Origin of the sequence: Rhizobium sp. WSM4643 (assembly GCF_025152745.1) — a bacterium.
Lineage (GTDB): Bacteria > Pseudomonadota > Alphaproteobacteria > Rhizobiales > Rhizobiaceae > Rhizobium > Rhizobium leguminosarum_I.
Genome location: NZ_CP104043.1, coordinates 397,863 through 407,296 on the forward strand (window position 1 = coordinate 397,863; position 9,434 = coordinate 407,296).

Consider the following 9,434-nt stretch of genomic DNA (forward strand, 5'->3'; position numbering starts at 1 on the left):
ATATAATCTATCAAAAGCCATCACGAATGGCTTGCATTCATGATTGAATCCCTCAGGAACGCCGATGCGCCGTCCCACCATCTCCGATCTCGCCCGCGCCTCCGGCGTCAGTGTCGCCACCGTCGACCGCGTTCTCAACGCTCGCCACCGCGTGCGCGAGGAAACGGCGCGACGGGTCTATGATGCAGCGCAGTCGATCGGCTATCACGCCGTCGGCCTGATCAAGCAGCGCGTCTTCGAAGATCTGCCGCAATACAGGCTCGCATTCCTGCTGCAGAAGCCGATGCAGCCCTTCTATCAGAGCTTCGTGCGTGAGATCGAAACCGCAGCGCGCGCGTTGACGTCTGCGCGCATCCAGACGCAAATCGACTTTCCGTCAGCCGCGACTCCGGCAGCAATCGTCGAAAAGATCAAGGCGCTCGGTGCTCGCAACCAGGCCGTTGCTCTCGTTGGCCCGGATTATCCGGCGGTGACGACGGCGGTCGAGGAGTTGAAGGAGCGCGGCATTCCGGTGTTCTCGCTGCTCTCCGACCTCGCCACGGGCGTGCGCGACGCCTATGTCGGCATCAACAACCGCAAGGTCGGGCGCACCGCCGCCTGGACGATTGCGCGTACGGCGCACAAGCCCGGCAAGGTCGCCTGTTTCGTCGGCAGTCACCGCTTTCATGGCCATGAACTCAGAGAAATCGGCTTCCGCTCCTATTTTCGCGAGAATGCGCCTGATTTCGACGTCGTCGACACGCTGATCAATCTCGAGACCGCCGAGATCACCCACGAAGCGACGTTGACACTGCTGCAAAAACATCCCGATCTCGTCGGCCTCTATGTCTGCGGCGGCGGCATGGAGGGAGCAATTTCGGCATTCCGCGAAGAAGGTGTCGGCGGCAAGATCGTCCTGGTGGTCAACGAACTGACGCCCGACAGCAAAGCCGGCCTTGCGGACGATATCGTCGCCATGGCGATCGGCACCCCCCTGCCCGCTCTCTGTAAGGAGTTGATGGTGCTGATGGTAGGCGCCATCGAAAACGGTGAAACGGCTGTTCCCGGGCAACTCTTCCTGCCTTTCGAAATTCATATTTCGGAGAACATCTAAGCAATGATGGAATTCCATCATTTCGTTCGAAAATCTCTCAGCAATGAAAGCGGACGCCGGCGATGACGGATGGATTGCGACGCGAATTCCGATAGAGATTCGCCGACCCATTCACGAGGACTGCTCCGCCCTGACGCGGAGATCAGGAGGAGATACCGATCATGACGTCGATCCGTTTTGCGCTCAACCATATGGCCGCGCCGTCGCTGGCCATCGGCGATTTCTTCGCGCTGGCCCGATCGCTCGGCATCGATGCCGTCGAGATCCGCAATGATCTTTCCGGCAACGCCATCCTCGACGGCACCAATCCCGAGGTGATCAAGGAGGCGGCCGCCGAGCACGGCCTGACGATCATCTCGATCAATGCCCTGCAGCGCTTCAATGGATGGAACGCGACGAGAGCCGCCGAAGCGCGGGAACTGATCGATTATGCCGGCGCGTCGGGCGCCAAGGCGCTCGTCCTCGTTCCGAAGAACGACGGCACCGGCTGCGCTGATAGCGAGCGGCAGGCCAACCTGCGCCAGTCTCTGGCCGCGCTGAAGCCGATGCTGGAGGAAGCTGGCATCATCGGTCTCGTCGAGCCGCTCGGCTTCGAGATCTGCTCACTGCGCTCGAAGACCGAGGCGGCCGAGGCAATCAGGGAGCTCGGCGCGGAATCGAGCTTCAGGCTTGTCCACGACACCTTCCACCATCACCTTGCCGGCGAAGCGGCGATTTTCCCTGAGCTGGCCGGCCTCGTCCACATTTCCGGGGTCAGCGATTCTTCCGTTTCCGTTGCCGACATGCGCGATTCCCATCGCGTGCTCGTGGGCGGCGACGACCGGCTCGACAATGCCGGGCAGATCAGGGCGCTGCTGCAGGCGGGCTATCAGGGTCCGTTCTCCTTTGAACCCTTTGCAGCGGAAGTTCATGCGGACAAGGACCCGGCCGGTGCGCTTCGTGCCAGCATGGATTACCTCAGCGCGCGGGTTTAAGACCTGCGCGAAACGTCGCCTGATAGCGCCATCGGCGTCGGGACCGGGCGGGGACGATTTGTCACGATTGGCCGCGCTGGCGCGGCCAATCGCCTAACGTTATTCCCTGCCTCTGAACCGGCGTTGATAGGCCGGATCATAGAGTGAGCTTTCGCGGAAATCCTCGGCCGCGAGCGAGGGGCCGACGAAGATGATCGCCGTGCGTTCGATCGGTTCGGCGGCAACCTTTGCCTCGATATCGGCAAGCGTGCCGCGCAGGATCCGCTCGTCCGGCCAAGAGGCCTTGACGACGATCGCGACAGAGCAGTCGGCGCCGTAATGCGGTGTCAACTCTTCGACCACTTGCTTCAGCGCGTGGATGGCCAGATGGATCGCCAGCGTGGCGCCCGTCGCGCCGAACTTCGCCAGTGTCTCGTCGTTCGGCATCGGTGACGCGCGGCCGGAAACGCGGGTCAGCACCAGGCTCTGCGCCACGGCCGGGATCGTCAGCTCTCGGCCGAGCGCCGACGCTGCGGCGGCAAAGGCCGGAACGCCTGGCGTCATCGTATAGTCGATGCCGTGTTTTTGCAGCCGGCGCACCTGCTCGGCGACCGCACTCCAGACCGAGAGATCGCCGGAATGCAGCCGGGCGACATCCTGGCCGGCCGCGGCAGCGCGAAGATATTCCGCCTCGATCTCATCGAGCGACATCGGCGCCGTATCGACGATGCGTGCGTCCGGCGGGCAATATTGCAGCAGTTCGGGCGAGACGATCGAGCCGGCATAAAGGCAGACCGGGCATCGGGCGATGAGATCGCGGCCACGCACCGTGATCAGATCTGCAGCACCTGGTCCCGCGCCGATGAAATGCACCGTCATCTCGTTATCCTTTCGTCCAGCGCCACTGCGTCACCGGCATCGCCGGCCGCCAGCCGCTCATGCCGCCGACAGGCTGTGCGCGCGATATTTCGATCCGCGTGAGGAAGCCGCCGCGTTTTGCATGTTCGGCGAGCAGCACCGCTTCCATTTCCAGCGTCACGGCGTTGGCAACGAGCCGCCCTCCCCGCTTCAACGCGGCAATCGCGGTATCGACAACACCCGGTTCGCTACCGCCGCCGCCGAGGAAGATCACATCCGGCTCCGGCAGGTCTTTCAGCGCGAGGGGTGCCGCACCTTCGACGACAGCAAGATGCGGCACGCCGAAGGCGGTTGCGTTGCGGGCGACACGTGCGGCCCGCTCCGGCGATTGTTCGACGGCGATTGCCTTGAGGCTGGGATCGGCAAGCATCCATTCGATTCCGATCGATCCCGATCCCGCGCCGATATCCCAGAGCAGTTCGCCGTGACGCGGCGCGAGTGCGGAAAGCGTCACCGCCCGGATTTCACGTTTGGTGATCTGCCCATCATGCTCGAACAACTCATCCTCGAGCCCGGCGGCAAAAGGCAGAATGCGTGCCCCCTCCCCTGCTGCGATATCAAGTGCGCAGACATTCAGGGGATCGATGTCCAGGAGGTCGAAATCCGCCGCCGCCACACTTCTTTGCCGTTCCCGAGCGCCGCCAAGCGCCTCGAGCACTGTAAGTCGCGACTGACCGAAGCCAGCAGCAGTCAGCAGGGCAGCCAGAGCGCTAGGCCCCTTCTCGTCCGAGGTCAGCGCGATGATGCGCCGTCCGCGGTGCAGCTGCGGCCGGATCAGATCGATCGGCCGCCCATGCAGCGAGATCGTTGCGACCTCCTGCAGCGGCCAGCCAAGGCGGGATGCGGCAAGGCTGAAGGCCGAGGGCGCCGAGATGGTGCGCATCTCTTCCGCCGCCACATGGCGGGAGAGCGTTGCGCCGACGCCATAGAGAAAGGGATCGCCGGAGGCGAGCACGACAACAGGCGTGCCGCGCCTTTTAACGACGGCTTCGACCGAGCGCTCGAACGGGCTCTGCCAGGATAGTCTTTCGCCGGTGATCAGCGGCGCAGCAAGTGCGTGGTGCCGCGCGCCGCCGAAGACGGCAAGTGCTGTCGCAATCAGCCTCTTCGCCTCCTCACCCAGCCCTTCTGGACCATCTTCGCCGATGCCGATAATAGTCAGCCAGCGCTGGCCGGACGGAGGAGCGACATCAGACATGGGAAGACCCCGCATCTTGATCCTCGGCGGCACCAGCGAGGCGCGGCTGCTGGCCGAGGCGCTGGCGGCGCGTGACGATTACGATGTTCTGCTGTCGCTTGCCGGCCGCACCGAAAAACCGGCCACGCAGCCTGTTTCCGTTCGCATCGGCGGTTTCGGCGGCGCTGCCGCACTTGCCGATTTCCTCAAGGCCGGCGGATATGACCTGCTGATCGACGCCACGCACCCCTTCGCCGAGCGCATTTCGGCCAATGCCGCCTTTGCGGCCGAAACCACCGGCATTGCCGCGATCACTCTGCGCCGTCCTGAATGGCAAAGCGTGGCCGGCGATCGCTGGCGGGACGTGCAGAGCATTCCGGCTGCCATCCAAGCGCTCGGCCCCTCCCCCCGCCATGTCTTTCTGGCGACGGGCCGGCAGGGCGCCCATCATGCGGAAGCCGGACCGCAACATCATTACCTCGTCCGCAGCGTCGATCCCGTCGAACCGCCGCTTGCGCTTGATAATGTCGACTATGTCCTCGCTCGGGGTCCGTTCACGCTGGAAGGCGAATGTGATCTTCTGAGGCAGCACGACATAGACGTCATCGTCGCCAAGAATAGCGGCGGTGCCGCCACCTATGCGAAGATCGAGGCCGCCCGCCTGCTCGGTATCGAGGTGATGATGGTGGCGCGCGCGCCGGCCCCGATCGTCAAGGCGGTCGACACTGTCGAGGCGGCGCTGGCGGTGATCGATCACCTGTTTCCCCCCGCCATGAAACGCGGTGTATAGACGAGGTCCAGCCGGCCTGGCCGCGTAACGATGCGTGTCTCGGCCGAGCCGATGATGATGCAGGTCGCCATATCGGCAATCGACGCATCTGCCTGCGACAGCTGCTGGACGGCGATACGTTCGTCCGGGCGCCCGGCCGCCCGCCCGAAAATAACCGGCGTTGCGGCAGGCAGATGATCACGCAACAGCTTGAAGGCTTCGCCGAGCTGCCAGGGCCGTGCCCGGCTGATCGGATTGTAGAGGGCGATGACAAAACCTGCCTTTGCCGCCAATACAAGCCGGTTTTCTATTATATTCCAAGGCTTTAGATTGTCAGACAGCGAGATGGCGCAGAAGTCGTGGCCGAGCGGTGCTCCGGCTCTTGCCGCCACCGCCAGCATCGCCGTGATGCCAGGCAGGATGATGAGATCGACCGCGCGCCACGCCGCCGGCCCGTTCTCGATCGCTTCGCAGACGGCCGCCGCCATGGCGAAGACGCCGGGGTCGCCGCCGGAGACGACGCAGACCTTGGCGCCATCCGCTGCCATGGCGAGGGCCGCCCCTGCCCTTTCGAGCTCCTCGCGATTGTCCGAGGCATGCCGCAGTTGATCGTGGCGAAGCTGCAATCTGTCGAGATAGGGGCCGTAGCCGAAGAAATCCGTCGCCGCATCGACAGCGGCCAGCGCTTCCGGCGTCATCTGCTCGGGGTTGCCGGGACCGGTGCCGATCACGAAAAGCCTGCCGCTCATCGGCTGCCCTCCCAGCCCGGCACCAGCACGAGCGAAAAATACGGCGCATCGGCGTCGGTCTTGTCGGCAAGCTTTTCCATCGCCGCATTCGCCATGGTGCCGCGCTCGACATAGACGGCTTCGGCGAGCCGGCCGGCCGCTGCCAGCGCCCGGCGGATCTTCGGCAGGTTGCGACCGACCTTCATGATGACGGCGGCTTGCGTATCGGCAAGGCGGCGCGTCAGCTCGGCCTCGGCCATCGTGCCGGGCAGTACGGAAAGCACGTCGTCGCCCTGGACGATCGGCATGCCGGCCAGCGACCAGCAGCCCGACATGGCGCTGATACCCGGGATCACTTCCGTCGGGTAGCGTGTGGAAAGCCGGACATGCAGATGCATGTAGGACCCATAGAAGAGCGGATCGCCTTCGCTCAGAACGGCGACGGTCAGCCCGGCATCGAGATGCCCGGCGACAGCTTTGGCAGACAGATCGTAGAATTGGGTGATCAACCTTTGATAACGTTCCTCATTCTTGTCGATCTCGGTCGTCACCGGATAGTAGAGCGGCAGCAGCGTCACCCCGGATTTCAGCAGCGGCTCGACGATCGCCTTGCCGTTGCCGCCCCTGCCCTGTTTGGCGAAATAGGCAATCACATCGGCACCTTCGATGGCGCGGACGGCCTTGATGGTCAGGAGCTCCGGATCGCCGGGACCCGTGCCGACGCCGATGAGACGGCCGCTTGTCGTCATAGGCCCTGCCTCGCCAATGCATTGATGGCGGCTGCCGTCATGGCGCTGCCGCCGAGCCGGCCGCGGACGATGGCAAAGGGTACGCCGTAGGAATTTTCCGCCAATGCATCCTTCGATTCCGCCGCGCCGACGAAGCCCACAGGCATGCCGAGGATCGCCGCGGGTTTCGGGGCGCCGTCGCGCAGGAGTTCGAGCAGATGGAAGAGCGCTGTCGGTGCATTGCCGATCGCGACAACGCTGCCGCCGAGCCGATCGAGCCAGAGATGCATGGCGGCGGCCGAGCGCGTATTGCCGGTCTCGCGCGCAATCTCCGGTGTCGCGGGATCGCGCAGCGTACAGATCACCTCGTTCAGCGCTGGCAGCCGCGCCCGGGTCACACCCTGAGATACCATTTCCGCGTCGCAGAAGATCGGCGCGCCACCCTTCAGCGCGTCGCGCGCCGCGCTGACGAAATCGGCGGAGAACAGGAAATGCTCCGCCGCCTCGACCAGCCCGCAGGCATGGATCATGCGCACGGCGATTTCGGCTTGATCGTCGGTGAAACGCGAAAGATCGGCCTCGGCACGGATAATGGCAAAGGAACGCTCGTAGATCGCATCGCCGCTGCGGATATAATCGTAGTCTGGCATTCCTATTCCTGTCGCAGCGCCTTCGAAACGCCGGTTGCGCCAAGCCGTGTAAGGCAGGCGGCGGTCGATTCGCCAGCGTCTTTGTTGTCTTCGATGGCCCGGGCGAGCCTCTCTATAGCGAAATCGATCCGACCGCCAGCGATCCCTTCGTCCGGCAGATCCGCGGCACGCCCATTGAGGATGAGGCCATAACCTTCCGCCGAGCCGGTCAGGGTCAGCGCCGGCCGCGCATGAGCGCAGCCCTTGGCGCAGCCGGACAGATGCAGCGTCAGCGAACTGTCGAAAAGGGCAGGTGCTGCGGCAATGAGGCGGCGCGCCAGAGCTCTTGTCTGGTAGAAGGCGGAACCGCAGGCGCCGGCGCCGGCGCAGGTGACGATATGCTCACTGTTCTCTCCGGGCTGGGTGCTGAAGCCATGTCCAGCTGCGGCGATCTGCATCGCCGGCACTGTATCGGCGGAAAGCCCGATGAGGAAGAAACCACGACCGGGCGCAAGCCGGATGGCGGTTGCGCCACGGGCCCTTGCCAGGTCAAGCAAAGCGATCAGATCGGACGCTTTCATCTGGCCGAATTCCGGCCTGACGCCGAGTACGGTTTTGCCGTCGTCAAGCCGGTGTAAGCCGGCAAGCGGTATCCCTGCCGCGCGGGACGGAACGAAGTGCATACCATCCATCGCGGGAAAACGCGCCTGCAGAAGCGCCGGATCGATATCTCTCGCCCGCCTGCCCTTCGCGAGGCCTGCCAAAAGGCTGAGAATTTCGCCGACGGCCGCTATCGCCGCCTCCGCAGGGCCGATCGCGATCGGCGTTGCAGTTTCGCCGTCGCCATTGATCGCGACAAGCCAATCTGTGTGGGATTGAGCGACGACACGAATATCGGCGGACAGTGCTGACAAGCCGAAGGTTCCACCACCGTCGACGACAAGCGAGAGCTTCGGCGCGAGCCGCGGCGAGGCAAGCAGATCGTGAAGTTTGCTGCGCAACGCCATTTCCATCGCGGCTGGATCGCTTGTCTCTTCCGGGTCGATGCCGTGCAGCGGCGATGTCTCGATCGCCGGCCCGTCCGGCACGGTGATCTCGGCGGCTTCGATATCGGCGGCGAGCTGCCCGACGGTCTCGGCGCGCAGCCCGCGAATCTGCAGATTGCCGCGCGCGGTGATTTCCAGAATGCTGTTTCCATGGGCCGCGGCCGAGCGAGCAAGGCTTGCGAACTGCGACAGCGTCAACGCGCCGCCGGCCGGCCTCAGCCGGACCAGCAAACCGTCGCCGGCCGGCATTGGGGCGGCAAGGGCGGGGCAGGCGCCGCGCCTACGCATCTCCGCCGGGCGACCGTGCAGATCCGCCTCGCCTGTCCTGTCGCTCGTCTTTGCGGCCTTGATGCTCATTCTCGATCCTCTGATCATTTCTTACATGATCGCGGCCACCCGGCAAAGCTGATGGCAAGGCTCGAACCGCTATTCCTCGAAATCCCGTCCCTTGCGCAGGAGATAGATGTCCATGATCCATCCGTGCCGTTGCCTGGCCTCGGCCCTGAGCGTCAGAATATCGCCGGCGATGTCGCCAAGTCGCCCTGCTCTGACGATCTCATCCTTGGTGCCGAGATAGGCCCCCCAGAAGATCTCGGCATCGGGATCATCGATCTTGGCAAAAGCCTGTTCGCCGTCGAGCATGACGATGGTGCTGTCGGCCAGAAGTCCGTCCTGCGCCAGCCTGCGCCCTGTGGTGATCTCGATCGGTTTGCCAACGAGGTTGACCGGGATTCTGTGGCTGGCCGCCAGTGCCTGAATGCTGGTGATGCCGGGAATGACACTGTAATCGAAATCCAGGCTGCTTTCCCGCCGCACGCGTTCGATGATGCGGATAGTGCTGTCGTATAGACTGGGATCGCCCCAGACGAGAAAGGCGCCGCTGCCCTCATCCGGGAGACCCGAGATCAGCGCTTCGTAAATGCGGGCGATCTCGCCGTGCCAGGTATCGACGCTCTGCACATAGGTCTTGTCTGCCGTCCGCCTTTGCGGCACCGCGAATTCTGAAATCCTGCCAGCCGGCCGCGTGATATAACGTTCGCAGATATCCCGCCGGATCTCGGCGAGCTCTTCCTTGGCGGCGCCCTTGACCGGCAGGAAAACCACATCGGCGGCGTTCATCGCGTTGATCGCCTGTATGGTGAGATGCTCCGGGTTGCCCGTGCCGATGCCGATGATATTGATATGCTTCAAGCGGATACTCCCCGTTGAGTCCTGGCGGTCTTGCCGAAAAAACCTCGTGGTCGCAAGGGCAGAACGGGAGTTGGCCGCGGCCAACCGGCCCTGTGGGTGGCATCCGAGCCCTGTTGTTGCTGCAAATCCCGAATCGTGTCACTTTCGATACGCTTTTTGACGCTATGTTGAAAGAAAAGCGCATCGAAAAGGATTGGGTGTT

The 9,434-nt window shown here is 63.8% G+C and carries 10 protein-coding genes; 3 read left to right on the forward strand and 7 right to left on the reverse strand.

What is annotated here, in order from left to right; translation table 11 throughout:
- Positions 1-64: 64 nt before the first annotated feature.
- Together N1937_RS31345 and N1937_RS31350 are read left to right on the forward strand one after the other, a co-directional pair.
- A complete protein-coding gene (locus N1937_RS31345) occupies positions 65-1,093 on the forward strand; it encodes a LacI family DNA-binding transcriptional regulator (RefSeq protein WP_260060339.1) in 1,029 nt (342 codons plus the stop codon).
- 161 nt (positions 1,094-1,254) lie between these two features.
- Complete coding sequence (locus N1937_RS31350) at positions 1,255-2,067, forward strand: TIM barrel protein (protein WP_260060340.1); 813 nt, start codon at positions 1,255-1,257, stop codon at positions 2,065-2,067.
- A gap of 99 nt (positions 2,068-2,166) precedes the next feature.
- Here the strand turns inward: N1937_RS31350 and cobM are convergent, their stop codons facing one another.
- Positions 2,167-2,925 carry a precorrin-4 C(11)-methyltransferase gene (cobM, locus tag N1937_RS31355; protein WP_260060341.1) on the reverse strand — a complete coding sequence of 253 codons (759 nt, stop codon included), beginning with the start codon at positions 2,923-2,925 and terminating at the stop codon, positions 2,167-2,169.
- A 4-nt stretch (positions 2,926-2,929) separates the two neighbouring features.
- A complete protein-coding gene (gene cbiE, locus N1937_RS31360) occupies positions 2,930-4,162 on the reverse strand; it encodes a precorrin-6y C5,15-methyltransferase (decarboxylating) subunit CbiE (protein WP_260060342.1) in 1,233 nt (410 codons plus the stop codon).
- Here cbiE and N1937_RS31365 point away from each other — a divergent pair.
- Entirely contained in the window at positions 4,161-4,931 is a 771-nt protein-coding gene (locus N1937_RS31365; RefSeq protein ID WP_260060343.1) for a cobalt-precorrin-6A reductase, read from the forward strand. The two genes, cbiE and N1937_RS31365, sit on opposite strands and share 2 nt — an antisense overlap.
- Here the strand turns inward: N1937_RS31365 and N1937_RS31370 are convergent.
- The 5 genes from N1937_RS31370 to cobF form a co-directional block, all read right to left on the reverse strand.
- Positions 4,895-5,659 carry a precorrin-3B C(17)-methyltransferase gene (locus N1937_RS31370; RefSeq protein WP_170262645.1) on the reverse strand — a complete coding sequence of 255 codons (765 nt, stop codon included), beginning with the start codon at positions 5,657-5,659 and terminating at the stop codon, positions 4,895-4,897. The two genes, N1937_RS31365 and N1937_RS31370, sit on opposite strands and share 37 nt — an antisense overlap.
- Positions 5,656-6,387, reverse strand: coding sequence for a precorrin-2 C(20)-methyltransferase (locus N1937_RS31375; protein ID WP_017968541.1), 732 nt, complete (start codon positions 6,385-6,387; stop codon positions 5,656-5,658). The genes N1937_RS31370 and N1937_RS31375 overlap by 4 nt, the downstream gene beginning before the upstream one ends.
- Positions 6,384-7,016: a precorrin-8X methylmutase gene (locus N1937_RS31380; RefSeq protein ID WP_017968542.1), complete on the reverse strand. Its 633-nt coding sequence runs from the start codon at positions 7,014-7,016 to the stop codon at positions 6,384-6,386. Before N1937_RS31380 ends, N1937_RS31375 begins: the two co-directional genes overlap by 4 nt.
- Positions 7,017-7,018: 2 nt before the next feature.
- Positions 7,019-8,398: a precorrin-3B synthase gene (gene cobG / locus N1937_RS31385; RefSeq protein ID WP_260060344.1), complete on the reverse strand. Its 1,380-nt coding sequence runs from the start codon at positions 8,396-8,398 to the stop codon at positions 7,019-7,021.
- Between the two features lie 69 nt (positions 8,399-8,467).
- Positions 8,468-9,232 carry a precorrin-6A synthase (deacetylating) gene (cobF, locus tag N1937_RS31390; protein WP_260060345.1) on the reverse strand — a complete coding sequence of 255 codons (765 nt, stop codon included), beginning with the start codon at positions 9,230-9,232 and terminating at the stop codon, positions 8,468-8,470.
- Positions 9,233-9,434 lie beyond the last annotated feature (202 nt).